We start from the raw sequence: 25,032 nt of genomic DNA, 5'->3' as shown, positions 1-25,032 counted from the left end.
CCCGGTGCGGGTGCTCGGCATCGACCCCGGGCTGACCCGCTGCGGCGTCGGCGTCGTCGACGTGGCGCCCGATCGCACCGCGACGCTCGTCGACGTGGTCGTCCTCCGATCGCCGGCCGAGCTGGCGACCCCCGGGCGGCTCGCGCGCATCGCCGACGGGCTCGAGGCGATCGTGGAGGAGCACCGGCCGCATGCGGTCGCGCTCGAGCGGGTGTTCGCGCGCAGCGACGTGTCGACGATCATGGGCACCGCGCAGATCTCCGGGGTCGCCATGCTGATCGCCGAGCGGCGCGCCCTCCCCGTCGCGCTGCACACCCCGAGCGAAGTGAAGGCCGCGATCACCGGGTACGGTCGTGCCGACAAGAAGCAGGTCGGCGCCATGGTCGCGCGCATCCTCGGGCTCGACGCCGTGCCGAAGCCGGCGGATGCCGCAGACGCCCTCGCGCTCGCGATCTGCCACGCCTGGCGAACGGGCGGCGTCGCGGGCGCCGCCGTGACGGAGGCCGCCGCGGGACGCGGAGCGGGTTCCACCGGCGCGTTGACGCCCGCGCAGCGCGCATGGCTCGCCGCGGAGCGTGCCGCCTCCGTGTCGGGGGCCGCCCGTAGGCTGAAGGAGTGATCTCCTCCCTCCGCGGCCGCGTCGCCACCGCATCCGGCGGAACGCTCGTCATCGACGTGGCCGGCGTCGGGTACCTCGTGAATGCGACGCCCGCGTTCGTGCTCTCGACCCGAGAGGGCCACGAGGTCTTCGTGCACACCTCGCTCATCGTTCGAGAAGACGCGATGACCCTCTTCGGGTTCGGCTCGCGCGACGAGCTCGACGTGTTCGAGCTGCTCATCGGCGTGACCGGCGTGGGGCCGAAGTCGGCGCTCGGCGTGCTGTCGGCCATGTCGCCGGCCGAGGTGGCGCGCGCCGTCCACGACGACGACGACGCCGCGTTCCGACGGGTCAGCGGAATCGGGCCGAAGACCGCCAAGCTCATCACCGTGTCGCTCGCCGGCAAGGTCGTCGCTCCGGCCGCGAGCGCAGCCGGCGCACCGGTCGCCTCGGGCGGCGTCGCCGACGACGTGCTCGCCGCGCTGACCGGGCTCGGGTGGTCCGAGAAGCTCGCCGGCGAGGCGATCGCCGAGACGCTCGAGCATGCCGCCCCGGCCGATGCGGCGTCCGTGCCCGCGCTGCTCCGCCTCACGCTCGCCCGACTCGGGCCGGCGCAGCAGACCGCGAGGGCGCGATGACCGATCCCGACGTCGACCTGACCGATCCCGAGCTCGCATCCGAGGCCGAGCTCGCGTTCGAGGGTGCGCTGCGGCCGAGGAGCCTCGAGGAGTTCGTCGGGCAGACGCGGGTGCGCGGCCAGCTCCAGCTGCTGCTCTCCGCCGCGGCGATGCAGCAGCGCACGCCCGACCACATCCTGCTCGCCGGTCCTCCCGGGCTGGGCAAGACCACCCTCGCGATGATCGTGGCGCACGAGGGCGGGCGCCCGCTCCGCATGTCGAGCGGCCCGGCCATCCAGCACGCGGGCGACCTCGCCGCCATCCTCTCGTCGCTCGTGCCCGGCGAGGTGCTCTTCATCGACGAGATCCATCGCATGGCGCGATCGGCCGAAGAGATGCTCTACCTCGCAATGGAGGACTTCCGCATCGACATCATGGTCGGCAAGGGAGCGGGCGCCACGTCCGTCCCGCTCGACCTGGCGCCGTTCACCCTCGTCGGGGCGACCACGCGGGCAGGCCTGCTGCCCAACCCCCTGCGCGATCGCTTCGGGTTCACGGCGCACCTCGAGTTCTACGACGAGCGCGAGCTCGAGCAGGTGCTCGCCCGCGCGGCGACGATGCTGGGCCTCCCCATCGGCGCCGAAGCCGTCGCCGAGATCGCCGGCCGGTGCCGTGGCACGCCCCGTATCGCCAACCGCCTGCTGCGTCGCGTGCGCGACTACGCCCTCGTGCACGGCGGCAACGCCGACGTCGACGCGGTCCGCGCGGCGCTCGAACTGTACGACGTCGACCCGGTGGGGCTCGATCGGCTCGATCGGGCGGTCATGCTCACCATCCTGACCCGGTTCGGGGGCGGACCCGTGGGCCTCAACACGCTCGCGGTCTCGGTCGGCGAGGAGGCCGAGACGATCGAGGCGGTCGTCGAGCCGTTCCTCGTCAGGATCGGCCTGATCACCCGCACGCCCCGCGGTCGCGTGGCGACGCCGCAGGCCTGGCGGCACTTCGGACTCGTGCGCGAGGGCGACGCCGCCGCGGCGACGCTTCCGATCGATGACCTATAATCCTTGGAGGCTCCGGCCTCCCCGCCCGTGACTGTGCGCTGCGCGCACTCGGAAGGTTCCCAACCCCATGGTCTTCGATCCGTTCACCATCATCATGCTCGCCGTCCTGGCGGTCCTGATCTTCTTCATGTTCCGCAACTCGCGGAAGCGTCAGCAGGAGATGCGCGACCTCCAGTCGAAGGTGGTGCCGGGTGCGCAGGTGATGACGAACTTCGGGGTGTTCGGCACGATCCTCTCGATCGACGAGGACGAGAACAAGGTCGAGCTCGAGTCGAACCCCGGCACGGTGCTGACCGTGCACCGGCAGACGATCGCGCGCGTGGTCGAGGCGGTCGAGGCCCCCGTCGCCGGCGCCACCCCCGTCGTCGAGGGCGAGCCGGAGTTCGGCGAGCGCGCCGACGAGGCGCCGCGCGACGACACCCCCGACCCCAAGAAGTCCGAAGGCTGAGCGGCTCAGAACCCGACGCTCGGTCCGCGCGATGCTGCGCGGGCTCCTGCACAGAAAGCAGAACACGTGGCTGCACCATCCAAGCGGTCCTCGCGACCCACGCCCGTCCGTAAGGCCTGGCGGTCCCTGACCTGGCTCGGCGTCATCATCGTCGCGCTCTTCGGAATCAACGCCGCGGGCGTGATCTGGGGCGACGGGTCGTGGACGCCCAAGCTCGCGCTCGACCTCGAGGGCGGCACGCAGATCATCCTCGAGCCCTCCGTCGCCGACGGCGAGTCGGTCTCGCAGGAGCAGCTCGACCAGGCCGTGTCGATCATCCGCCAGCGCGTCGACGCGTCGGGAGTCTCCGAGGCGGAGATCAACACCCAGGGCGGGCAGAACGTGGTCGTCGCGATCCCGGGCGAGCTCGACGAGCAGACGCGGGCCCGCATCGAGTCGTCCGCGAAGCTCGAACTCCGCCCGGTGCTGCTCGCCGACGCCGCCACGAACCAGTCGATCGACCCGAGCGCGAGCCCCGAGCCGACCGACGGCGCCGAGGAGGAGCTCGAGTCGACCCCGACCGCCGAGCCCACCGACGCGAGCGACCCCGCGTGGGTCACGCCGGCCCTGCAGGACGAGTTCGACACGTTCGACTGCGCGGCGATCGACGAGAGCGGCGCCAACGTCGCCCCCGCCGACGAGCCCCTCGTGACGTGCGACGCGACGCGCACGATCAAGTACCTGCTGGGCCCGGTCGAGGTCGGCGGCGAGGACATCGTCGACGCGACCAACGGCATGGTCCAGACGCAGACCGGAGCGACCACCGGCCAGTGGGCCGTCAACATCGTCTTCAACGAGCGGGGCGCCGAGCAGTTCGCCGAGGTGAGCCAGCGGCTGTTCGCGCTGAACGGCCAGACGCCGCGAGACCAGTTCGCGTTCGTGCTCGACGGGGCGGTGCTCTCCGCACCGCAGATGAACGGCGTCATCACCGACGGCCGTCCGCAGGTGACGGGCAGCTTCACGCAGGAGTCGTCCAAGGCCCTCGCCGACCAGCTCAAGTTCGGTGCGCTCCCGATCAGCTTCGAGGTGCAGTCCTCCGACACGATCTCGGCGACCCTCGGAACCTCGCAGCTGCAGGCGGGCCTCATCGCCGGTCTCATCGGCCTGCTCCTCGTCGTGATCTACACGCTGTTCCAGTACCGACTGCTCGGCACCGTGACGATCGCCTCGCTCATCATCGCGGGCATCATCACGTACCTGACCATCACGATCCTGTCGTGGCGCGAGGGGTACCGGCTGTCGCTGGCCGGCATCGCCGGCCTCATCGTGGCGATCGGCTTCACGGCCGACTCGTTCATCGTCTACTTCGAGCGCGTCCGCGACGAGTTGCGCGACGGGAGGCCCTTGGTCGGCGCCGTCGAGGCCGGATGGAAGCGCGCCCTCCGCACCGTCCTCTCGTCGAAGGGCATGAACCTCCTCGCCGCGATCGTGCTGTTCATCCTCGCGGTCGGCAGCGTCCGCGGCTTCGCGTTCACGCTGGGCCTCACGACCGTGATCGACGTGATCGTCGTGATCCTCTTCACCCACCCGATGCTGCAGCTGCTCGCGCAGACGCGCTTCTTCTCGAGCGGCCACCCGTGGTCCGGCCTCGACCCGAAGGCGCTGGGCGCCGTCTACCGCGGCCGCGCCGAGTTCCGCAAGCCCGTCGCGGTGCCCGCATCCAAGGTCGCGTCGAGCTCGCGCGAGGCGCAGCGCCGCCAGACGATCGCCGAGCGCAAGGCGGCACAGGTCGACGCCACCGTGGGCGCCGGCGAGAGCAAGGAGTCCTGATGGCCAACCGCCTCACCACGTTCGGCAACGACCTCTACACGGGCAAGCGCTCGTTCAACTTCATCGGCGGGCGCCGCAAGTGGTACACGATCGCGGCCGTGCTGCTGATCCTGTCCGCGCTCGTCATGGTCGTCCGCGGCTTCAACTTCGGCATCGAGTTCCGCGGCGGATCCCAGTTCCAGATCACCGGCGTGGCCGAGGCCACGCAGGACCCGGCCGTCGAGGCGGTCGAGGAAGTCGCTCCCGGCACCGTCGCGCGCGTCACCGTCGTGGGCGACGAGGGCGTGCGGGTCCAGACCGAGCAGCTCGACCAGGCCGAGGCCGAGGAACTGGTGGTCGCCCTCGCCGAGGCGTACGACGTCGACCGTTCCGAGGTGACGTCGTCCTTCATCGGCGCGAGCTGGGGCGCCGACGTGACGAGGCAGGCCGTCCTCGGCCTGCTCGCGTTCCTGCTGCTCGCGGGCATCGTCATGGCCCTGTACTTCCGGACCTGGAAGATGTCGGTCGCGGCGATCCTCTCGCTCATCGGCGACCTGGTGCTGACGGCCGGCGTCTACGCCGCGGTGGGCTTCGAGGTGACGCCCGCCGCCATGATCGGCATCCTGACGATCCTCAGCTACTCCCTCTACGACACGGTCGTCGTCTTCGACAAGATCCGCGAGAACACCGCCGAACAGGGCGAGGAATCGCGCCGGACCTTCGCCGAGTCGGTGAACCTCGCGGTCAACCAGACGCTCGTGCGTTCGATCAACACGAGCGTGGTGGCAGCGCTGCCCGTCGCCGCGATCCTCTTCATCGGTGCCGGTGCGCTCGGGGCCGACACCCTCCGCGACATCTCGCTCGCGCTGCTCATCGGCATCATCGTGGGCACGTGGTCGACCGTCTTCATCGCGGCGCCGCTGTACTCGCAGCTCCGCGAGGGAGAGCCCGCGATCAAGCGCCACGACCAGCGCGTGCTGAAGGAGCGGGAGCGGGCCGGCATCGCGGACACCCCGACGGCCGTCACGGCGTCATAGCGGGCGCCGTCGGACCTCGTGGCGCGCACCTCGCTCGCGAGCAGTGATAATTGAGGTCTGGAGGTGCGGCGGCCATGACTGAGACCGGAGTCAACTCGACGGCGTCGCTGCGCCGTCTGGTGCCCCGGATCTTCTCCAAGGCCCTGCCCTCCGGCGCAGTCGACGCGGTGATGCGCACCGTCCGGATGCATCACCCGAAGGCCGACCTCGCCCTCATCGAGCGCGCCTACACGGTCGCCGAACGCGCGCACGAGGGCCAGAAGCGCCGCAGCGGCGAGCCCTACATCACGCACCCCATCGCCGTCGCGCAGATCCTCGCCGACCTCGGCATCGGCTCGAAGGCCGTCGCCGCCGCGCTCCTGCACGACACCGTCGAGGACACCGCGTACACGCTCGACCAGCTGCGTGCCGACTTCGGCGACGAGATCGCGATGCTCGTCGACGGGGTGACGAAGCTCGACAAGGTCAAGTACGGCGACTCGACGCAGGCCGAGACGGTCCGCAAGATGATCGTGGCGATGTCCAAGGACATCCGCGTGCTCATCATCAAGCTCGCCGACCGGCTGCACAACGCGCGCACGTGGGGCTTCGTGCCCGCCCAGTCCGCGGCGCGCAAGGCGACCGAGACCCTGGAGATCTACGCGCCGCTGGCGCACCGCCTCGGCATCCAGACCATCAAGTGGGAACTCGAGGACCTCTCGTTCGCGGTGCTGTATCCCAAGCTGTACGCCGAGATCGAGAGCCTCGTGAAGCAGCGCACCCCGCAGCGCGAGGAGTACGTGCAGTCGGTCATCGACATGGTCTCCGACGACCTCAAGGCCGCGCGGATCCGGGGCAAGGTCGTCGGCCGACCGAAGCAGTACTACTCGATCTACCAGAAGATGATCGTGCGGGGCCGTGAGTTCGACGACATCTACGACCTCGTCGGGATCCGCGTGCTGGTCAACTCGGTGCGCGACTGCTATGCCGTGCTCGGCTCGATCCACGCACGCTGGACGCCGGTGCCCGGCCGGTTCAAGGACTACATCGCCACGCCGAAGTTCAACCTGTACCAGTCGCTGCACACGACGGTCATCGGGCCCAAGGGCCGCCCCGTCGAGATCCAGATCCGCACGCACGACATGCATCAGCGCGCCGAGTACGGCGTCGCCGCACACTGGAAGTACAAGGAGCGGATGGCGGGCGGTCGCACCGAGGTCGGCGGTCCGCGCGACGACGCCGACATGGCGTGGCTCGCGCACATCTCCGACTGGCAGGCCGAGACGGCCGATCCGGGCGAGTTCCTCGACTCCCTCCGGTTCGAGATCGGCGCGAAGGAGGTCTACGTCTTCACGCCGAAGGGGCGCGTCATCGGGCTCCCGTCGGGCGCGACCCCCGTCGACTTCGCCTACGCGGTGCACACCGAGGTCGGTCACCGCACCATGGGCGCGAAGGTCAACGGACGCCTGGTGCCGCTCGAGAGCGAGCTCTCAAGTGGCGACGTGGTCGAGGTGTTCACCTCGAAGAACCCCGACTCGGGTCCGAGCAAGGACTGGCTGAACTTCGTCAAGAGCCCGCGTGCGCGCAGCAAGATCCGCCAGTGGTTCACCAAGGAACGACGCGACGAGGCGATCGAGCACGGCCGCGACGCCATCGCGCGCGCGATGCGCAAGCAGAACCTGCCGCTCCAGAAGCTCATGAGCCAGGACTCCTTCGCCGAGGTGGCGGCGCAGCTGCGCTACGAGGACGTCTCGGCGCTCTACGCCGCCGTCGGCGAGGGGCACGTCTCGACGCAATCGGTCATCGAGAAGGTCCTCGCCCTGGTGCAGGACGAGGACGACGTCGAGGAGCCGGCCCTCCCGCTGCCGACGCGCTCGCGCACGCTCCCGCGCAACAGCGACTCCGGGGTGCTGGTCCGCGGAGCTCCCGACATCCTCGTGAAGCTCGCGCGATGCTGCACGCCCGTGCCCGGCGACGAGATCGTGGGCTTCATCACGCGTGGTTCGGGCGTGTCGGTGCACCAGGCCGCCTGTCACAACGTGCAGTCGCTGCTCCGCGAGCCCGAGCGCATGATCGACGTCGAATGGGCGCCCAGCTCGAAGAGCGTGTTCCTGGTGCAGATCCAGATCGAGGCGCTCGACCGGGCCGGCCTGCTGTCGGACGTGACGCGCGTGCTGTCGGAGCACCACGTCAACATCCTGTCGGCGAACGTCTCGACGTCGACCGACCGTCTCGCGATCAGCCGGTTCGTGTTCGAGATGGGCGACACCACGCACCTGGACCGCGTCCTCAACGCGGTGCGGCGGATCGACGCCGTCTACGACGTCTATCGCGTGAGCGACGGCTGACGCGACGCCGCCACGAGCCGGGCCACGGCGCGCGCCTTGTGCGGCAGCCGATGGGCGGCCGCGATGCGTTCGTGCAACTGCCGTTCGAGGGCCGCCTCGGTGGCGAGCAGCGCAGCGACGATCCCGACGGCGTCGACCGCGGCATCCGGTTCTCTCAGCAGGTCGAACGCCGTGCGGAGCGTGGTCGTGCACCGCACGCCGCCGACCGCCGTGACGTCGCCCTCGTCGATCACGACCTGGCGCACGGTGCAGGCCGGATCGGGCCGGGCGGTGCTGCGGCCGGCATAGGGGATGCAGTACTCGGGCGTGACCGGTGGAACGGGCAGCGCCCCGTGCACCCAGGCCGCCGAGCGTCGCTCGACGATCAGCCGGCCGGGGCTCGCGGGCGCCACGGCGGCGGCGCGCAGGGCCGGCAGGTCGGGCTCGTCGACCGGACACCATCGGTCGCCGACCGCGACGAGCTCGCCGTCGAGCCGCGCGGCGCACAGTTCGGCGAGTGGGAGGTCGTCGGTGCCGAGCACCGCGGGGAGTCGCGCCATGGGCCCAATGCTGGCGGACGCGCCGGATGACGCGACGACGCCCGGCCCTCGCTGTGGAGAACCGGGCGCCGTCGAGACGGGTGGGGGAGCGATCAGCCCCCGACGGCCTTGAGCCAGGCCCGGCGTGCCTCGAGGGCTTCGCGCGCCTCAGCCGCGGCCTTGGCGTCGCCCGAGGCCTCGGCGTCGGCGAGCTCGGACTCGAGCTTCGCGATCGCGTCGTGCAGCTGGCCCAGCATGCCCTCCGAGCGCGCCTTCTTCTCGGGGTCCTCGCGCTGCCAGCGCTCGTCCTCGAGCGCGCGCACGTGGTTCTCGACCTTGCGGAGGCGGTCCTCGATCGTGCGCACCTGGTCGCGGGGGACCCGGCCGATCTCGTCCCACCTGCGCTGGATGCCGTTCAGCGTGCTGCGCGCCGCTCGCGGATCCTTCGAGGCGAGCAGCGCGTCGGCCTCGTCGAGCAGCGCGATCTTCTGCTCGAGGTTGGCGCGATACTCCTCGTCGTCCTTCGCGTCGACCTCGGCCTTGGCCTGGAAGAGGACGTCGCCCGCGGCCTTGAACTTCGCCCAGAGCGCATCGTCGACCTTCTTGCCGGCGCGGCCCGCGAGCTTCCACTCGTCGAGGAGCGCCCGGTAGTCGGCCACGCCGTCGGCGCCGCGCGGCGCGAGGGCCTCGGCGCGCTCGATGAGACGCTGCTTGCGCTGGCGCACGTCGCGGTGCGCGGCGTCGAGCTCGGCGAAGAACGCCTTGCGGTGCTGTTCGATGGTCGAGCGCGCGGCGCGGAACCGCTTCCAGAGGTCGTTCGCCTCGCCCTTGGGCAGACGCGGGCCCTCCTGCTGGTGCTTCTGCCACGCCGCGAACAACGCGTCGAGCTCGGCGCTCGTCTGCTTCCACTGGGTCTTCGCCGGGTCCTGCGCGGCGAGCGCCTCGGCCTGCTCGACGATGACCGTGCGCTCCGCGATCGCCGTCTCGACCGCGGCCTTCGCCTCGGCCTGCTGCTGGGCGGTGAGCTCCTGGGTCGTTCCCGACAGCGCCTCGAGGCGCCGCTCGAGCGACTCGAGATCGCCCACGGCGTGCGCGCCGGCGACGTTGGCCTGCAGCGTGGCGACGGCCTTGGCGACATCCGCCGCGGAAGCGCCGCGTCGCACCCGCTGCTCGAGCAGTGAGACCGCACCCGCGAGATCGGCGTACTTGCGCTCGAAGTAGGCCAGGGCCTCCTCCGGCGTCGCGTCGGGGTACTGCCCGACCTCGCGCTCGCCCTCGCTGGTCCGCACGAAGACGGTGCCCGTCTCGTCGACGCGGCCCCACGGTTGCTGTGCTGAATCGGTCACGGACTCACCCTGTCGTCGGTCGGATGCCGCGTGCGCGGCGGATGACGGCATCAAGCCTATTGCACCCCGAGAATCGTCGTCGGCGGTCGGGGGCTCGCCCGCTCGTCGGCTCCCGGGCCCCCGCGGGCCCCGCTCACTCGACGTCGAAGGACGTGATGCCGACCGGCCGGACGGGCGCTCCGTCGGGCACGCCGTCGGCGGTGCCGAAGTCGACGATGTCGGTGCGGAGTTCCTCGAGGCCGTCGGTGACGCGGCCGATGACGGTGTAGCCGCCCGCGGCATCCGCCGGCAGGGTCGTGTCGTCGTAGACGATGAAGAACTGGCTGCCCTGGCTCTCGGCGTCACCGGCCTGGCGGGCCATCGCGATGGTCCCGGCGGGGTAGACGCCGTCCTCGGGCGCGTTCTCGACCGGCCCGTAGCTGTACCCGGGGCCGCCGGTGCCGTCGCCGGCGGGGTCGCCGCACTGGAGCACGAAGATGCCCTCGGTGGTGAGGCGGTGGCAGGTGAGGCCGTCGTAGAAGCCGGACTGGACGAGGCTGATGGTGCTCGAGACCGCCTGCGGGGCGGCGGCGCCATCGAGCTCGATCGAGAGGGGCGTCTCGTTGAGCGTCAGGGCACCGACCCACGTGCGGCCCTCCGCGAGGTCGGCGGACGGCACGGCCTGCGCCGAGGCGCTCGGGGTGGGGGTCGGCGTCGCCTCCGCCTCGGCGGTGCCGGGCCCGCCGCCGAAGTAGAACAGCTGCGCGGCCGTCGCGAGCGCGAGGACCACGACCAGCGCAATGCCCGCGATGACGTTGTCGCGCCGCCGGCGTCGCACGGAGCGCGCGTGCACCTCCTGCCGTGCCTGGTAGGTGCGCAGTCTCGCGCGCGCCTCGCGCGCCTGACGGTCGTTCGTTGCCACGCTGCTCCTTCGGGGGATCCTGCGAGGGAACTCTACGCAACGGCGGCGCAGGCGTGCGAATCGCGCGGACCGGGCACGCGGCCGCCCGACGCGGGCGGGGGTGTCGGATGCCGCGGCTACGCTGGTCCGCATGGTGGAGACGGCGGCGGGCCTGCGCTCGGGGGCGACGCCGCTCGCGGTGCGCATGCGCCCCAGGAGCCTCGACGAGGTCGCCGGCCAGCGTCACCTGCTGACGCCCGGATCCCCGCTCGTCGCCCTCGCGGCCGACCGCACGGGCGAATCGGGGGCGGTGTCCGTGATCCTGTGGGGCCCGCCCGGCACGGGCAAGACCACGCTCGCGCAGGCGATCGCCCGGTCATCGGGGCGCAAGTTCGTGGAGCTGTCGGCGGTCACGGCCGGCGTGCGCGACGTCCGCCAGGTCATGGAGGCCGCACGTGCCGACCGAGACCTGTACGGCGTCTCCACGGTCCTCTTCCTCGACGAGATCCACCGGTTCACCAAGGCCCAGCAGGACGCGCTGCTCCCCGGCGTCGAGAACGGCTGGGTCATCCTCGTCGCGGCGACGACCGAGAACCCGTCGTTCTCGGTGATCTCGCCGTTGCTGTCGCGGTCCCTGCTGCTGACCCTCGAGACCCTCGACGACGACGACCTCGGCATGCTCGTCGATCGCGCCGTGGCCGATGCCCGAGGCCTCGCCGGGCGCGTCCGGCTCGAGCCGGACGCGCGCGCGGCGATCGTCCGCCTCGCGTCGGGCGACGCGCGGCGTGCGCTCACGGCGCTGGAGGCCGCGTCGCTGTCCGCGTCGGCCGAAGCCGAGGCCGAGGCGGTTCCCGGCCCCGGCGACGCCTCCGGCCGTGAGTCCGGGGGCGAGCCGGCGACTCCCGCGGCATCCGTCGACGGCGACCCCGAAGGGAAGGCTGGGCTCCCGGTCATCACGGCCGAGACGGTCGCCCGGGCCGTCGATCGCGCCCTGCTCCGGTACGACCGCGACGGCGACGAGCACTACGACGTCATCAGCGCGTTCATCAAGTCGGTGCGCGGCAGCGACGTCGACGCCGCGCTCCACTACCTCGCGCGCATGATCGAGGCGGGAGAGGACCCGCGGTTCATCGCGCGCCGCATCATCGTGCTCGCCTCGGAGGACATCGGCATGGCCGATCCGACCGCCCTCGGGGTCGCGGTCGCCGCCGCCGACGCCGTCCAGTACATCGGCATGCCGGAAGGACGGATCCCGCTCGCGCAGGCCGTGGTGCACCTCGCGACGGCGCCGAAGTCCAACGCGGCCTACCTCGGCATCGACCGCGCGATCGCCGACGTGCGCGCCGGGAAGGCCGGGCGCGTGCCGAAGCACCTGCGCGACGCGCACTATCCGGGCGCGAAGCGGCTCGGCCACGGCAAGGGCTACGCCTACCCGCACGACGACCCGATCGGCGTCGTGCCGCAGCAGTACCTTCCCGACCCGCTGCGCGGCGCCGTGTACTACACCCCGACCGAGCACGGCAACGAGCGCGACGTGTCCACGCGCCTCGGCAAGCTGCGGCGGATCGTGCGCGGTGAACGCTGACCGGCTGGTCGTGATAGCATCTTCGTTGGCCTGAAGCCAGATTCTCGCGTGCGGCTGCGCGGTCTCCACGGCGAAGGGCGCGACCTGTAGCCGGTCCGCCCGTGGCGAACCCCTCTGACAAGTCTTTCCGGCGCCTCGCGCGCCCGGAACCACACCGTTCGAGAATCATCCGAAAGGACATCGTGACCAGCCAGTCCCGAAGCAAGACCCGCCTCTCCCGTGCGCTCGGCGTCGCCCTCACCCCGAAGGCCGCCAAGTACATGGAGAAGCGCCCGTACGCCCCCGGCGAGCACGGCCGCACCAAGCGCAAGCAGGACTCCGACTACGCGGTCCGCCTCCGCGAGAAGCAGCGCCTGCGCGCCCAGTACGGCATCCGCGAGAAGCAGCTCCGCATCGCGTTCAACGAGGCCCGCCGCACCGAGGGCCTGACCGGTGAGAACCTGGTCGAGCTCCTCGAGATGCGCCTCGACGCGCTCGTGCTCCGCGCCGGCTTCGCCCGCACCATCTCGCAGGCGCGCCAGTTCGTCGTGCACCGTCACATCACCGTCGACGGCCGGATCGTCGACCGCCCCTCCTTCCGCGTGAAGCCGGGTCAGGTCATCGGCGTCAAGCAGCGCTCCGAGGGCACCGAGCCCTTCCAGGTCGCTGCGGCCGGCGGCCACGTCGACGTGCTCCCCAAGGTCCCGGGTTACCTCGAGGTCGAGCTCGACAAGCTCCAGGCGAAGCTCGCGCGTCGTCCGAAGCGCGTCGAGGTCCCCGTCACCTGTGACGTCCAGCTCGTCGTCGAGTACTACGCCGCCCGCTAGCCGGCGGTTTCCGAACGGGGTCGCGGTTCGCCGCGGCCCCGTTCGTCGTCCCCGGCGGGCGGAGGTCGGCACGCCCTAGACTGGGTGGACGCGTGCGCACCGCACGCCGCAACGCCCGACCCATCGAGGAGTGAGACGTGAAGAGCATCCTGTGGTTCGCCGTCGGCGTCGCGACCGGCTTCGCCGTCGCGCACCAGGTCAACCGCACCGCGCAGGGCCGAGAGTTCTTCGCCGGCCTCGACGCCAAGGCGCGCGCCTTCGGTCGCGCCGTCGCCGAGGGGTACCACGCTCGCGAGGCCGAGCTGCGCGCCGCCGACGCCGTCGCCGTCGAGGCCCGATAGCGCCGACGCGCACGTCGTCCGCCCGCCACCCGCGGGTCGCTCCACCCTTCCCAGGAACCAGAACGGAACCATGCAGACTGCCGAGATCCGCCAGCGCTGGCTCGACTTCTTCGCCGATCGCGGCCACACCGTCGTGCCGTCGGCCTCGCTCGTGTCCGACGACCCCTCGCTCCTGTTCACCGTCGCCGGCATGGTGCCCTTCGTGCCGTACCTCACCGGCGTCGTCCCCGCGCCGTACGACCGCGCGACCAGCGTGCAGAAGTGCATCCGCACCAACGACATCGAAGAGGTCGGGAAGACGCCGCGCCACGGCACGTTCTTCCAGATGAACGGCAACTTCTCGTTCGGCGACTACTTCAAGGAGGGAGCCATCGGGTTCGCGTGGGAGCTCCTCACCACGCCCGAGTCCGACGGCGGCTACGGCTTCGACCCCGACGACCTGTGGGTCACCGTCTACGAGGACGACGACGAGGCGCGCGAGATCTGGCGCCGCGTCGCGGGCCTGCCCGACGACCGCATCCAGGGGCTCGGCAAGGACACCAACTACTGGCACACCGGCCAGCCGGGTCCCGCTGGGCCCTGCTCCGAGATCTTCTTCGACCGCGGCCCGGAGTACGGCGTCGACGGCGGTCCCGCGACCGACGACGACCGCTACGTCGAGATCTGGAACCTCGTGTTCATGCAGTACCTGATCGACGACGTGCGCTCGAAGACCGACTTCCGCATCGTCAAGGAACTGCCGAAGAAGAACATCGACACCGGCATGGGCCTCGAGCGCGTCGCGTTCATCAAGCAGGGCGTCGACAACATGTACGAGATCGACCAGGTCCGCCCGGTCCTCGACGCGGCCGCCGAGCTGTCCGGGCGACGCTACGGCGCCGACCACGACGACGACGTGCGCATGCGCGTCATCGCCGACCACATCCGTTCCGCGCTCATGCTCATGAGCGACGGCGTCACGCCGTCCAACGAGGGACGCGGCTACATCCTCCGCAGGCTCCTGCGCCGCAGCATCCGCGCCATGCGCCTGCTCGGCGTCGAGGGACCGACGTTCAGCCGGCTCTTCGCGGCCTCCCGCGATGCGATGAAGTCGGCGTACCCCGAGGTCGAGACGAGCTACCGCCAGATCGAGCAGCTCGCGCTCGGCGAGGAGGAGACGTTCCTGCGCACCCTGAGCTCGGGCACGACGATCCTCGACCAGGCGGTCGCGAAGACCAAGGGCTCCGGCTCCGACCGGCTCGCGGGCGACACCGCGTTCCTGCTCCACGACACCTACGGCTTCCCGATCGAGCTCACGCTCGAGATGGCCGAGGAGGCCGGCCTCTCGGTCGACCGGCACGCGTTCGACACGCTCATGGCCGACCAGCGGTCGCGGGCGAAGGCCGACGCCAAGTCGAAGAAGAAGGTGCTGGCGGACCTCTCGGTCTACGCCGACCTGCGTGCGCGCGGCGAGACCGTCTTCACGGGCTACACCGACCTCACGACCGAATCGACCGTGCTCGGCATCCTCGTCGACGGCCGGCCGGCCGCGACGGCGACCCGGGGCCAGACCGCCGAGGTCGTGCTCGCCGAGACCTCGCTGTACGCCGAGTCCGGCGGCCAGGCGCCCGACCAGGGGCGCATCGTGGGCGACGGGTTCGAGCTCGAGGTGCTCGACGTGCAGAAGCCCGTCAAGGGCCTCATCAGCCACACCGTGAAGGTGACCTCGGGCGAGGTGGGCGTCGGGGTGCCCGCGACCACCGTCGTCGACGAGCAGTACCGACGCGGCGCCACGCAGGCGCACTCCGGCACCCATCTCGTCCACGCCGCGCTCCGTCAGGTGCTCGGGCCCAACGCGCACCAGTCGGGCTCGTTCAACAAGGCCGGCTACCTCCGCCTCGACTACGGGTGGAACCAGGCGCTCTCGGCGGCCACGCGCAGCGAGATCGAGGAGATCGCCAACGACGCCGTGCGGGACAACCTCGAGGTCGTCACGCGCGAGATGCCGATCGACGAGGCGAAGGCGCTCGGCGCGATGGCGCTGTTCGGCGAGAAGTACGGCGACGTCGTGCGCGTCGTCGACATCGGTGGACCGTGGTCGCGCGAGCTCTGCGCGGGCACGCACGTGGCGCGGAGCGCCGAGGTCGGCATGATCAACATCATCGGCGAGTCGTCCGTCGGCGCTTCGAACCGCCGCGTCGAGTCGCTCGTCGGGCAGGACGCGTTCCGGCGCTTCGCCGCCGAGCGGGCGCTCGTCAGCGAGCTCACCTCGACACTCAAGACGCGGCCCGAGCTGCTGGTCGACCGTATCGGCGAGCTCGTGTCGAGCCTCAAGGCGGCCGAGAAGCGCATCCAGCAGTTCGAGGCGAAGGCGCTGAACGACCGCGTCCCCGACCTGGCGGCGAAGGCCGAGCGGGTCGGCGACCTCCTGGTCGTCGTGCAGCCGGTCGGCGCGCTCGGGTCGGGCGACGAGTTGCGCTCGCTCGCGACCGCGGTGCGCGGGCGCCTCGGCGACGCGGCATCCGTCGTGGCCCTCGTCGGCGAGGTCGGCGGCAAGCCGCTCGCGATCGTCACGACCTCGCCCGCCGCGCGCGACGCCGGCGCGAACGCCGGTGCGATCGCGAAGGCCATGGCGTCGGCGCTCGGCGGCGGCGGCGGCGGCAAGCCCGACCTCGCCCAAGGCGGCGGCAGCGACCTCTCCGCCGTGCCGGCGGCCCTCGAGGCGGCGCGGTCGGCGATCGCGCGATGACGCTGCGTCCCGGCGCGCGACTCGGCATCGACGTGGGACGGGCGCGTGTCGGCGTGGCGCGCTGCGACCCGTCCGCGATCCTCGCGGTCCCCGTCGAGACGGTCGCCCGGAGTGCGGACGGCGACGACGACATCCGCCGGATCCTCGAACTGGCGACCGAGTTCGAGGCCGTGGAGCTCGTGGTCGGCAATCCGCTGTCGCTCTCGGGCGCGCCGACCGCGTCCACCGACGACGCGGTCGCGTTCGCGGCGAGGCTCGCGGCCGCGGGCGCGGCCGTGCGGCTGGTCGACGAGCGGATGTCGACGGTGAGCGCCCAGCAGGCGCTGCGGTCCGCCGGCAAGTCGTCCCGGAAGCAGCGTCCCATCATCGACCAAGCGGCAGCCGTTATCATTCTGCAACACGCCATCGATGCCGAGCGGGCATCGGGCACCGCTCCCGGACGAACGATCTCCGCCGACGAAGGGCTCTGACCCCCGTGACCCAGCTCCCCCCAGAGCAACGACGCGGCTCCGATTCGCACCCACCCTCGGATTGGGACGCCATCCTCTCGGGCAGTGCCCCGCCCACGCCGGTGGGAGGCGCTCGCCCGGCTCCGGCGGCGCCGGCCCCGGCGCGGCCGCAACAGGGTGCCGCACCGCGCAGCCGCCGGGAGCTCCGGGAGGCCGAGCAGCGCCGCGCCGACGCGGAGGCGGGGCGCGAGCACCGGCCGTCCGAGCCGGCGCCGTCCGTCCCGCGCCGTCGCGACCCGGGCCCGCCCGGTGGCGAGCCGGCGACCGCCCGCATGGATCGCGAGCGGTACCGGGGCGAGCCGCGCGCGGAGCGTCTCCGTGACGACCGTCAGGACGACGAGCGCTTCGGCGGGGCCCGAGGCGAGCGCGAGGGGCCGACGGCGCCGACGGCATCCCCGCGTCGGGAGCCCGACCTGCTCGACCCGTGGGACGACGAACCGGCCCAGCGGTCGTCGCGCGCCGACCGCCGTGCCGCCGCCGGGCTCGACCTCGACGAGCACGAGGTCGAGCAGCGCCGACGTGGCCGGGGCGCGCTGGGCTGCCTGGTCGCCTTCCTCGTGCTCGCCGGGCTCGTCGTCGCCGCCGTCTTCTTCCTGCAGGGCCCCATCACCTCCGTCCTCGAGCGCTTCCAGCCGCCCGAGGACTACAGCGGTTCCGGATCGGGCGAGGTCGTCTTCATGATCGAGGAGGGCGACGGAGGCGAGACGATCGCCGCCAACCTCGAGGAGCAGGACGTCGTGGCATCCGCCGAGGCCTTCATCGACGAGATGGGCACGCGCGACGAGGCGCCCACGTTCTACCCGGGCGCGTACCGCCTGGCCGGCCAGATGAGCGCCGAGGCGGCGCTCGACGCGCTCCTCGACCCCGAGTCGAAGCTCGAGAACACGTTCGTCATCCAGGAGGGCCTCTGGGCCCGCGACGCGCTCGAGGCGGCCTCGGCCGCGACGGGCATCCCGCTCGAGGAGCTGCAGGCCGCCGCCGCCGACCCCCAGGCGCTCGGCCTGCCCGCCGAGGCGACCTCGATCGAGGGCTTCCTGTTCCCGGCGACGTACACGTTCGGCCCCGACGTCACGGCCGACGAGGTCGTCCGCACGCTCGTCGACCGGACCTTCCAGTCGCTGGACGCCGCCGGCGTGGCTCCCGAGGACCGGTGGGAGACGATCATCATCGCGTCGCTCATCGAGCGCGAGTCGGGCTCCGAAGCCGACTCGTACAAGGTTTCACGCGTCATCCGGAACCGCCTCGACCCGGCGCAGTTCGACAGCGGGCTCCTGCAGTTCGACTCGACCGTCCACTACGGCACCGGCGACGACACGGTCGTGACGACGACCGACGCCGAGCGCGCCGACGCGTCCAACCCGTACAACACGTACGTCCACCCGGGCCTGCCGCCCGGCCCGATCGGGAACCCCGGCGACGTCGCCATCGACGCGGCCCGCAATCCGGCCGACGGACCGTGGTTGTACTTCGTCACCGTGAACCTCGAGACCGGCGAGACGGTCTTCTCGGCGACGTTCGCCGAGCACGAGCAGGCGGTCCAGCGGTTCTACCAGTACCTCGAGGAGAACGACTAGATGGGCGCCCGGCCGACGGATGCCGCGGTGCCGGCGTTCGGCGCCGATGACGGGCGGCGCCGGCTCGCCGTGCTGGGTTCGCCGATCGCGCATTCGAAGAGCCCGGCCCTGCACCGGGCCGCCTACGAGCGGCTCGGACTCGACTGGACCTACGACCGCGCCGAGGTCGGCGAGGGCGGGCTCGCGGCGTTCGTCGACGCGCTCGGTCCCGAGTGGCGCGGCCTCTCGCTCACGATGCCGCTGAAGCCCGAGGCCCTCGCCCTGGCCGACGACGTCGAGCGGCTCGCCGAGCGGGCCGGGGCCGTGAACACGCTGCTGCTCTCGCCGGACGGCCGTCGGCTCGGATTCAACACCGACATCGGCGGGATCGTGCGCGCCCTCGGGGATGCGGGCGTCCACGCGATCCGGCACGGCGTGCTCGTCGGCGGGGGAGCCACGGCGGCCTCCGCGCTCGTGGCGATGGCCGAGCTCGGCGCGATCGGCGTCGAGGTGTGCGTGCGCGACGCCGGCCGCGCGGCATCCGTCGTCGAGCTCGGTCACGGGCTCGGCCTCGTCGTCGACGTGCGGACGCTCGACCGGTTCGCCGAACCGTCCGGGGCCGATCTCGTCGTCAGCACGGTGCCGGGCGGCGCCGACCTCGGCATCGCGCCCTCCGACGAGCTCGCCGCCGCACCCCTCCTCGACGTGGCCTACGCGCCGTGGCCCACCGCACTCGCGGCGGCGTGGGACGAACGGGGCGGCCGGGTGGCGCACGGCCTCGGCATGCTCGTCCACCAGGCGCTGCTGCAGGTGCGCATCTTCCTCACGGGCGATCCGATGGCCGAACTGCCCGACGAGGCGGCCGTCCTCGACGTCATGCGGCAGGCCGCCTGATCGCGCTGTGGGAGGATGGTGGGCATGCTCCGTTGGCTCACCGCGGGTGAATCGCACGGCCCCGAGCTGGTCGCGATCCTCGAAGGACTCCCCGCCGGCATCCCGGTCACCCTCGACGACATCCGCGCCGACCTGGCGCGCCGCAAGCTCGGCTACGGGCGCGGCGCGCGCATGAAGTTCGAGCAGGACGAACTCGCGATCTCGGGTGGCATCCGGCACGGGCTGACGCTCGGCAGCCCGGTGGCGCTGCGCATCGGCAACACGGAGTGGCCGAAGTGGCAGCAGGTCATGAGCGCCGAGCCGGTCGACCCCGAGACGCTCGGCAAGGGCCGCGGCGCCCCACTGACGCGACCGCGCCCCGGCCACGCCGACCTCGTGGGCATGCAGAAGTACGGCTTCGACGAGGCCCGTCCCGTGCTCGAGCGCGCGAGCGCCCGCGAGACCGCCGCGCGCGTCGCGCTCGGGGCGGTCGCTCGCGCGTTCCTCGCCGAACTGGGCATCCGGCTCGTGTCGCACACCGTCGCGATCGGCCCGGTCCGCGTGCCCGAGGGCAGCCGCCTGCCCTTGCCGGCGGATGTCCCGGCCCTCGACGCCGACCCCCTGCGGTGCTTCGACCCGGCCACGAGCGAGCGCATGGTCGTCGAGGTCGACGCCGCGCACAAGGACGGCGACACGCTCGGCGGCGTCGTCGAGGTCCTCGCCTACGGTCTCCCGCCGGGTCTCGGGTCGCACGTCCACTGGGACCGCCGCCTCGACGCGAAGCTCGCCGCGGCGCTCATGGGCATCCAGGCGATCAAGGGCGTCGAGGTCGGCGACGGGTTCCTCACCACGACCCGACGCGGCTCCGCCGCGCACGACGAGCTGCACCTCGCCGACGGGCGCATCGTGCGCGCGAGCGACCGGGCCGGCGGCACCGAGGGCGGCATGTCCACGGGGACCGTCCTGCGCGTCAGCGCGGGCATGAAGCCCATCGCGACGGTTCCGCACGCGCTGCCCACCGTCGACGTGGCGACGGGCGAGCCCGCACCCGCCCACCACCAGCGATCGGATGTCTGCGCGGTCCCCGCGGCCGGCGTGGTGGCCGAGGCCATGGTCGCCCTGACCCTCGCGGACGCCGTGCTCGAGAAGTTCGGCGGCGACTCCGTCGCCGAGACGCGGCGCAACCTCGAGTCCTACCTCGCGGCGATCCCCGACTCGCTCGCCAGCGAGGTGGCGGCACCCGATGCGGTCCGTGCCTGAGCCCGGCCCGGCCGGCGGCGTCCCGCGTGCGGTGCCGCTGCCGATCGTGCTGGTCGGGCCCATGGGCGCCGGCAAGTCCCGCGTGGGCGCCCGGCTCGCGGCATCCGTCGGCGCGCCCTTCGTCGACACCGACCAGCGCATCGTCGAGCGCTACGGGCCCATCGACGCGATCTTCGCCCGCGAGGGCGAGGAGTACTTCCGGATCATCGAGCGCGAGGCGGTCGCCGACGCGCTCCGCGAGGAGGCGATCGTCTCGCTCGGCGGCGGTGCGGTGCTCGACGCCGACACGCGCGACGACCTCGCGGGCCTGCCCGTGGTCTGGCTCCAGGTGTCGGCCGAGGCCGTCGCGCCGCGTCTCTCGGGCGGCACCCGGCCGCTCATCGCCGAGGGCGGCCTCGACCGCTGGATCCGCATCCGCGACGAACGCCGCCCGCTGTACGAGCAGGTGGCGGGGCTCACCATCGACACCTCGCGTCGCTCGGTCGCGCGGATCGTCGACCGCATCACCGAGTGGGCAGGGGCACGTGCATGAGCGAGACCGCGGCGACGACGATCCGGGTCGGCGGTGAGGACGGCGCCGGGTACGACGTGCTCATCGGCCGCGACCTGCTCGGCGGCGTGGCCGACGCCATCGGCACGGCCGCCGCGAAGGTGCTGATCGTCCACCCGCCGACGCTCGGCGCCCGCGCGGCCGAGCTGCGCGAGTCGCTCGTCGGCCGCTACGAGGTCCTCCTCGCCGAGGTGCCGGACGCCGAACAGGCCAAGCGCGTCGAGGTCGCGGCGTTCTGCTGGCAGATCCTCGGCCAGGCCGACTTCACGCGCACCGACGTGATCGTCGGGTTCGGCGGGGGAGCGATCACCGACCTCGCGGGATTCGTCGCGGCGACGTGGCTGCGCGGCGTCCGCATCGTCCAGCTGCCGACGACGGTGCTCGGCATGGTCGATGCGGCGATCGGCGGCAAGACGGGCATCAACACGAACGAGGGCAAGAACCTCGTCGGCGTCTTCCACGCCCCGGCCGCGGTGCTCTGCGACCTCGCTCTGCTCGACTCGCTGCCGAGGAACGAGATCCTCGCGGGGTTCGCCGAGGTCGTGAAGGCGGGGTTCATCCGCTACCCCGAGATCCTCGACGTCATCGAGGCCGACCCGGATGCCGCGACCGATTCGTCGACGCCGGAGTTCCGGCGCGTGGTCGAGCTCGCGATCCGCATGAAGGCCGAGGTCGTGTCGGAGGACTTCCGCGAGGCGGGCCTCCGCGAGATCCTCAACTACGGGCACACGCTCGGCCACGCGGTCGAGCACGCCGAGCGGTACCAGTGGCGCCACGGCGCCGCGGTGTCGGTCGGCCTCGCGTTCGCGGCCGAGCTCGGCCGGCTCTCGGGACGCCTCTCCGACGAGGTCGCCGACCGGCACCGGCGCGTGCTCGACCTGCTCAGCCTGCCGACGTCCTATCCGGCCGGTCGCTGGAACACGCTGCTCGCGACCATGCAGCGCGACAAGAAGGCGCGGGCCGGCCAGCTGCGGTTCATCGTGCTCGACGACCTCGCCAAGCCCACGGTCATGCTCGCGCCCGACCAGTCGCTGCTCTTCGCGGCGTACCAGGAGATCGCGTCCTGACCCGCGACCGGGGCGACGGACGGCGCGCCGCTAGGCTTCGAGCATGACGACGATCCTCGTGCTCAACGGGCCCAACCTCGGGCGCCTCGGCTCGCGCGAGCCCGAGGTCTACGGCTCGGAGACGCTCGCCGACATCGGCGAGCGGCTCGCGGCATCCGTGCCCGACGACGTCGAGATCGAGCTCCGCCAGAGCGACGACGAGGCCGAGCTGATCGGCTGGATCCACGAAGCCGTCGACCGCGGCACGCCCGTGGTCCTCAATCCCGCCGCCTTCACCCACTACAGCTACGCCCTGCGGGATGCCGCGGCGCAGCTGAAGACGGCCGGCGTGCCCCTCGTCGAGGTGCACCTCTCGAACCCGCACGCGCGCGAGACGTTCCGCCAGACGAGCGTGATCTCGGGGGTCGCCACCGGCGTCATCGCCGGCTTCGGCGCGGACTCGTACCGTCTCGCGATCGACTGGCTCCTGCGGCGCCCGTAGGTCTCGACTAGACTCGATCGGTCGCACGCATCGACGTGCGCCTTCGACTTCCCCGTCCTCCACCGAACGGATCACCCATGGCAAGCACCGCTGACATCAAGAACGGCGTCGTCCTGAACATCGACGGACAGCTCTGGAGCGTCGTCGAGTTCCAGCACGTCAAGCCCGGCAAGGGCGGTGCATTCGTGCGCACCAAGCTGAAGAACGTCGTCACGGGCAAGGTCGTCGACAAGACGTACAACGCGGGCGCCAAGGTCGACATCGAGAACGTCGACCGTCGCGACTTCACCTACCTCTACAACGACGGCGACGGGTTCGTCTTCATGGACCAGACCGACTATGACCAGCTCACGGTCCCCGCGACGGTCGTCGGCGACGCCAAGAACTTCATGCTCGAGAACCAGGCCGTCACAATCGCACTCAACAACGGCAACCCGCTGTACATCGAGCTGCCCGCGTCGGTCGTGCTCGAGATCACCTACACCGAGCCCGGCCTGCAGGGCGACCGGTCGACCGGCGGCACCAAGCCCGCCACGGTCGAGACCGGCTACGAGATCCAGGTGCCGCTCTTCCTCGAGACGGGCACCAAGGTCAAGGTCGACACGCGCTCGGGCGAGTACCTCGGGCGCGTGAACGACTAGTGAGCGCCCGCACGAAGGCGCGCAAGCGCGCCCTCGACCTGCTCTACGCGGCCGACCTGCGCCAGGTTCCGGTCGAGCAGCTGCTCGCCGCCGAGGCGGAGCGCGCCGTGAGCGAGCCCGAACGCCAGGCGTCGTGGCTCTACGCGCGAGAGATCGTCGACGGCGTCGTCGATCACCGCGACGAGATCGACGAGGTCATCACGACCAACTCGCGCGGCTGGACCCTCGAGCGCATGCCCGCCGTCGACCGCGCGCTGCTGCGCATCGGCGTGTGGGAGATCCTCTACAACGACGAGGTGCCCGACGCCGTGGCGATCTCCGAGGCCGTCGAGGCCGCGACCGTGCTCTCGACCGACGACTCGGCCGGCTTCGTCAACGGGCTGCTCGCGGCGATCTCCCACTCCAAGGGCTGAGCCGCGCTCAGGTCGCGGCGCGGGAGCGTCGCGGGAAGGTCGTGCCCGTCGGCGAGGACGGCGGAGGCGACCCCCAGCGGGACGAGGTGGCCCGCGAACGGCATCACGGCGACCATGCCCCGGCACCACGGCGCGGCGCGCGATCGCGTCCCCCGAAGAGGGGCGGTCTGCGCACGACCCTGAGGGCGGCTCCGGGCGAGCACCCACCAGGACGAAGGGGAGACCCTCGCCCGGTTCCGGGATGCGCCCGGATCCGACGGCGCCCGCACGGCGGTTCACTGGACCACGTTGCCGCATTCCGGCATCCGAACCCGTCACCGTCGTCGCTCTGGAAGGAGCACCACCATGTCCACCCTGTCCGCGCCCACCGGGCTGCAGCCCGTCTCGCACCGCCACCTCCTCGAGCGGCTCGCCCCGGCGTTCGCCCGCTTCGCCGCCGCCGAGGCCGCCCTCAAGGCGCTCCTCGAGCGCTGGAGCATCCCGGCACTGCGCGTCGCGCTCGGCGCCGTCTTCGTCGCCTTCGGCGTCCTCAAGTTCATCCCGGGCGTGAGCCCCGTCGAGCCGCTCGTGCAGGCGACGTGGGGCGTGCTCACGTTCGGCCTCGTCGGCGGCCACCTCGCCATGGTGCTGACGGCCGTCATCGAGACGGTCGCCGGCCTCGCCCTCATCTCGGGCGTGTTCGCCCGGTTCGGCCTCGTCATGCTCGCCGTCGCGTTCGTCGGGATCTTCTCGCCCATCGTGTTCTTCACGGGCGAGCTCATCACCGCCGCGGGGCCGACGCTCCTCGGCCAGTACATCGCGAAGAACGTCGTGCTCGTCGCCGCGGCGCTCGTCGTGGCCTCCCGCGTCCTCCGCGGGCGGAACGCGGCGCGATGATCGGTCGCGCACCGGCAGGCAGGCGGAGGGAGCGGGACGCGCGGCGTCCCGCTCCCTCCGGCTGCTAGGCCGCTTGCCGGTCGGTCGCCCTCGGGCGATCGCTCGCCGGCGCCGCCGGCGCGACGCGGGCGCCCCACGCGGCGAGGACCGCGGCCTCGAGGCCGAGTCCGACGAGGGTGCCGTGCGGGTAGTAGCCGAGCGCCGCGCTCGCGATCACCAGCACGGGCAGCGTGCCCCCGAGCAGCAGTCGTTCCCATACCGGGACGCCCGATCCCCGCGGCGCCGCGAAGGCGGCCACCACCGCCCACAGGCCGATCGCGATGAGGACGAACGCCTCGGCGCCCCACAGGACGCGCAGCGGCGCCTCGGCCGGGTGATTGAGGTAGCTGAGGAGCGTGACCGGGGCGCCGGCGAGGACCAACCATCCCAGCACGCGTCCCGACCATCCGAGGGCCCCGAGCACCGGTCCGGTCGCCAGCCAGATCAGCACGAACGACGTGGAGGCCGCGGCGCCGAACACGAGGTAGAAGTCCGGTTGGCCGTTCGCGACCAGCCAGCCGCGCACGGCGTCGTACGGGCCCAGCCGGTGCAGCTCGAACAGCCAGCGCGGCATCGCGTAGGCCCCGGCGAACGCGTGCAGCTGCGGAGGCAGGAGCACGAACGCCCACGCGGCGGCGAGGAGGGCGAGGAGGACGCCGACGGGTCGGCCCGGACGCGAGCGCATGGATC

Annotated in this window: 25 protein-coding genes; 21 read left to right on the top strand and 4 right to left on the bottom strand. The window is 72.1% G+C overall.

All coding sequences use genetic code 11. The annotated features are described in order from the left end of the window. Positions 1-4: 4 nt before the first annotated feature. From ruvC to WBQ80_RS02285, 7 genes are all read left to right on the top strand, one after another. A complete protein-coding gene (ruvC, locus tag WBQ80_RS02315) occupies positions 5-619 on the top strand; it encodes a crossover junction endodeoxyribonuclease RuvC (protein ID WP_336570895.1) in 615 nt (204 codons plus the stop codon). Then, entirely contained in the window at positions 616-1,236 is a 621-nt protein-coding gene (gene ruvA, locus WBQ80_RS02310) for a Holliday junction branch migration protein RuvA (RefSeq protein WP_336570893.1), read from the top strand. The genes ruvC and ruvA overlap by 4 nt, the downstream gene beginning before the upstream one ends. Beyond that, complete coding sequence (ruvB, locus tag WBQ80_RS02305) at positions 1,233-2,276, top strand: Holliday junction branch migration DNA helicase RuvB (protein ID WP_336570892.1); 1,044 nt, start codon at positions 1,233-1,235, stop codon at positions 2,274-2,276. The genes ruvA and ruvB overlap by 4 nt, the downstream gene beginning before the upstream one ends. A 67-nt stretch (positions 2,277-2,343) precedes the next feature. Continuing rightward, a complete protein-coding gene (gene yajC / locus WBQ80_RS02300) occupies positions 2,344-2,724 on the top strand; it encodes a preprotein translocase subunit YajC (protein WP_336570891.1) in 381 nt (126 codons plus the stop codon). Positions 2,725-2,790: 66 nt separating this feature from the next. Then, positions 2,791-4,533, top strand: coding sequence for a protein translocase subunit SecD (secD, locus tag WBQ80_RS02295; protein ID WP_336570890.1), 1,743 nt, complete (start codon positions 2,791-2,793; stop codon positions 4,531-4,533). After that, positions 4,533-5,549, top strand: coding sequence for a protein translocase subunit SecF (gene secF / locus WBQ80_RS02290; RefSeq protein WP_336570889.1), 1,017 nt, complete (start codon positions 4,533-4,535; stop codon positions 5,547-5,549). The genes secD and secF overlap by 1 nt, the downstream gene beginning before the upstream one ends. Positions 5,550-5,623: 74 nt before the next feature. Further along, positions 5,624-7,876, top strand: coding sequence for a RelA/SpoT family protein (locus tag WBQ80_RS02285; protein WP_336570888.1), 2,253 nt, complete (start codon positions 5,624-5,626; stop codon positions 7,874-7,876). On the opposite strand, the gene WBQ80_RS02280 is transcribed toward WBQ80_RS02285, so the two are convergent. The 3 genes from WBQ80_RS02280 to WBQ80_RS02270 form a co-directional block, all read right to left on the bottom strand. Beyond that, positions 7,855-8,415, bottom strand: coding sequence for a hypothetical protein (locus tag WBQ80_RS02280; RefSeq protein ID WP_336570887.1), 561 nt, complete (start codon positions 8,413-8,415; stop codon positions 7,855-7,857). The two genes, WBQ80_RS02285 and WBQ80_RS02280, sit on opposite strands and share 22 nt — an antisense overlap. Before the next feature lie 92 nt (positions 8,416-8,507). Further along, positions 8,508-9,740, bottom strand: a complete 1,233-nt coding sequence (locus WBQ80_RS02275; protein ID WP_336570886.1) for a DUF349 domain-containing protein — start codon at positions 9,738-9,740, stop codon at positions 8,508-8,510. A 133-nt stretch (positions 9,741-9,873) separates the two neighbouring features. Further along, positions 9,874-10,641, bottom strand: a complete 768-nt coding sequence (locus tag WBQ80_RS02270; RefSeq protein WP_336570885.1) for a peptidylprolyl isomerase — start codon at positions 10,639-10,641, stop codon at positions 9,874-9,876. A gap of 130 nt (positions 10,642-10,771) precedes the next feature. Here WBQ80_RS02270 and WBQ80_RS02265 point away from each other — a divergent pair, with 130 nt between their 5' ends. The 14 genes from WBQ80_RS02265 (at position 10,772) to WBQ80_RS02200 (ending at position 24,303) form a co-directional block, all read left to right on the top strand. After that, positions 10,772-12,205, top strand: coding sequence for a replication-associated recombination protein A (locus tag WBQ80_RS02265; RefSeq protein WP_336570884.1), 1,434 nt, complete (start codon positions 10,772-10,774; stop codon positions 12,203-12,205). Positions 12,206-12,387: 182 nt separating this feature from the next. Continuing rightward, positions 12,388-13,011 carry a 30S ribosomal protein S4 gene (gene rpsD, locus WBQ80_RS02260; RefSeq protein ID WP_442892670.1) on the top strand — a complete coding sequence of 208 codons (624 nt, stop codon included), beginning with the start codon at positions 12,388-12,390 and terminating at the stop codon, positions 13,009-13,011. A gap of 137 nt (positions 13,012-13,148) precedes the next feature. Continuing rightward, positions 13,149-13,352 (top strand): hypothetical protein, encoded by a 204-nt coding sequence (locus WBQ80_RS02255; RefSeq protein ID WP_336570883.1) that lies wholly within the window; start codon positions 13,149-13,151, stop codon positions 13,350-13,352. 70 nt (positions 13,353-13,422) lie between these two features. Next, positions 13,423-16,080: an alanine--tRNA ligase gene (gene alaS, locus WBQ80_RS02250; protein ID WP_336570882.1), complete on the top strand. Its 2,658-nt coding sequence runs from the start codon at positions 13,423-13,425 to the stop codon at positions 16,078-16,080. Continuing rightward, positions 16,077-16,550 (top strand): Holliday junction resolvase RuvX, encoded by a 474-nt coding sequence (gene ruvX, locus WBQ80_RS02245; RefSeq protein WP_336570881.1) that lies wholly within the window; start codon positions 16,077-16,079, stop codon positions 16,548-16,550. Before alaS ends, ruvX begins: the two co-directional genes overlap by 4 nt. A gap of 311 nt (positions 16,551-16,861) precedes the next feature. Next, positions 16,862-18,163 (top strand): endolytic transglycosylase MltG, encoded by a 1,302-nt coding sequence (mltG, locus tag WBQ80_RS02240; RefSeq protein ID WP_336570880.1) that lies wholly within the window; start codon positions 16,862-16,864, stop codon positions 18,161-18,163. Next, on the top strand, positions 18,164-19,036 hold the full coding sequence (locus WBQ80_RS02235) for a shikimate dehydrogenase (RefSeq protein WP_336570879.1): 873 nt from the start codon (positions 18,164-18,166) through the stop codon (positions 19,034-19,036). 24 nt (positions 19,037-19,060) lie between these two features. Then, complete coding sequence (aroC, locus tag WBQ80_RS02230) at positions 19,061-20,275, top strand: chorismate synthase (protein ID WP_336570878.1); 1,215 nt, start codon at positions 19,061-19,063, stop codon at positions 20,273-20,275. Continuing rightward, positions 20,268-20,807, top strand: a complete 540-nt coding sequence (locus WBQ80_RS02225) for a shikimate kinase (RefSeq protein ID WP_336570877.1) — start codon at positions 20,268-20,270, stop codon at positions 20,805-20,807. The genes aroC and WBQ80_RS02225 overlap by 8 nt, the downstream gene beginning before the upstream one ends. Further along, positions 20,804-21,892 (top strand): 3-dehydroquinate synthase, encoded by a 1,089-nt coding sequence (gene aroB / locus WBQ80_RS02220; RefSeq protein WP_336570876.1) that lies wholly within the window; start codon positions 20,804-20,806, stop codon positions 21,890-21,892. The genes WBQ80_RS02225 and aroB overlap by 4 nt, the downstream gene beginning before the upstream one ends. A 43-nt stretch (positions 21,893-21,935) precedes the next feature. Continuing rightward, positions 21,936-22,373, top strand: a complete 438-nt coding sequence (gene aroQ, locus WBQ80_RS02215; RefSeq protein WP_336570875.1) for a type II 3-dehydroquinate dehydratase — start codon at positions 21,936-21,938, stop codon at positions 22,371-22,373. A gap of 77 nt (positions 22,374-22,450) precedes the next feature. Beyond that, complete coding sequence (efp, locus tag WBQ80_RS02210; RefSeq protein ID WP_336570874.1) at positions 22,451-23,014, top strand: elongation factor P; 564 nt, start codon at positions 22,451-22,453, stop codon at positions 23,012-23,014. Then, a complete protein-coding gene (gene nusB, locus WBQ80_RS02205) occupies positions 23,014-23,427 on the top strand; it encodes a transcription antitermination factor NusB (RefSeq protein ID WP_336570873.1) in 414 nt (137 codons plus the stop codon). The genes efp and nusB overlap by 1 nt, the downstream gene beginning before the upstream one ends. Before the next feature lie 345 nt (positions 23,428-23,772). After that, entirely contained in the window at positions 23,773-24,303 is a 531-nt protein-coding gene (locus WBQ80_RS02200; protein WP_336570872.1) for a DoxX family membrane protein, read from the top strand. A gap of 64 nt (positions 24,304-24,367) precedes the next feature. On the opposite strand, the gene WBQ80_RS02195 is transcribed toward WBQ80_RS02200, so the two are convergent. After that, positions 24,368-25,027: a hypothetical protein gene (locus tag WBQ80_RS02195; RefSeq protein ID WP_336570871.1), complete on the bottom strand. Its 660-nt coding sequence runs from the start codon at positions 25,025-25,027 to the stop codon at positions 24,368-24,370. Between the last annotated feature and the right edge of the window lie 5 nt (positions 25,028-25,032).

It is taken from the genome of Agromyces sp. CCNWLW213, from assembly GCF_037199545.1.
Lineage (GTDB): Bacteria > Actinomycetota > Actinomycetes > Actinomycetales > Microbacteriaceae > Agromyces.
This window is presented reverse-complemented; position numbering and strand designations above follow the sequence as displayed.